Annotated in this window: 1 protein-coding gene; it reads right to left on the bottom strand. The window is 40.3% G+C overall.

The window, feature by feature from the left end:
• Window positions 1-9 precede the first annotated feature (9 nt).
• Entirely contained in the window at window positions 10-765 is a 756-nt protein-coding gene (gene blaDIM / locus IDZ20_RS10820) for a DIM/SIM/IMP family subclass B1 metallo-beta-lactamase (RefSeq protein WP_188151452.1), read from the bottom strand.
• Window positions 766-787 lie beyond the last annotated feature (22 nt).

The raw sequence follows: 787 nt of genomic DNA, 5'->3' as shown, positions 1-787 counted from the left end.
CATAACGCCTCAATCAGCCGACGCTTCAGCGGTCGGCTGGATTGTTTTGTTAGAGGCTTTTTCCGCCAGAAACTTAGTATGTTTTAACAACTCAATATTACCAATTTCTCCATGGCCAGGAATCACTGTTTTAGCTTTGGGGTACTTAGAAATTGTGTTCTCAGCTGATATAGCCCACTGATCGATATGTGCTTCACCAGTATAACCTAGCCCCTTGGATTCAAGACTGCGAACAAAGCAGCCACCAAATAATATATTTGACCTAGGCAACCATACGACTACGTTATCAATGGTATGGCCACCTCCAGGATAAAAAACTTCAAGCAAACCATTTGCTAATTCAACGTCATTACCCTTTAATGAATGTTTTGCTTGCTCCTTACCTTCTTCCAATAAAATACTGTTAGTTAATTCGGTTGCGTACGTAGCTATTGATTGACCATTTAGCCATCTTATACCCGCGGTCCGATCTTCGTGTGAATGAGTGGAAATACTACCCAACAATCTATAATTTCTTAATCGAATCCAATTTACAAGCTTTTCAGTATCCTGCTCAGACCAGGGAGTATCAACAATAAAGGCTTTCCGGTTATTAACAACAACGAGGCCATTTGAACTTACTAATCCCCAGCCATCCACTAAACCATACGATTTATGTAGAAAGACACCTTTCGAAATTTCATTAATTTCCAAGCTCGGGATCTCTTCGTTAGCCGAAGCCAAACAACTGAATAAGACAATTAACAATAAATAGTATGTTCTCATTTCCTTCTGGCCTCTAACGCCG

The organism is Teredinibacter waterburyi (genome assembly GCF_001922985.1).
Classification (GTDB): Bacteria; Pseudomonadota; Gammaproteobacteria; order Pseudomonadales; family Cellvibrionaceae; genus Teredinibacter; species Teredinibacter waterburyi.
This window is presented reverse-complemented; position numbering and strand designations above follow the sequence as displayed.

What these genes read in the sequence shown, in the direction of transcription:
- blaDIM (WP_188151452.1), bottom strand. Translation starts at nt 765, where the DNA reads ATGAGAACATACTATTTATTGTTAATTGTCTTATTCAGTTGTTTGGCT.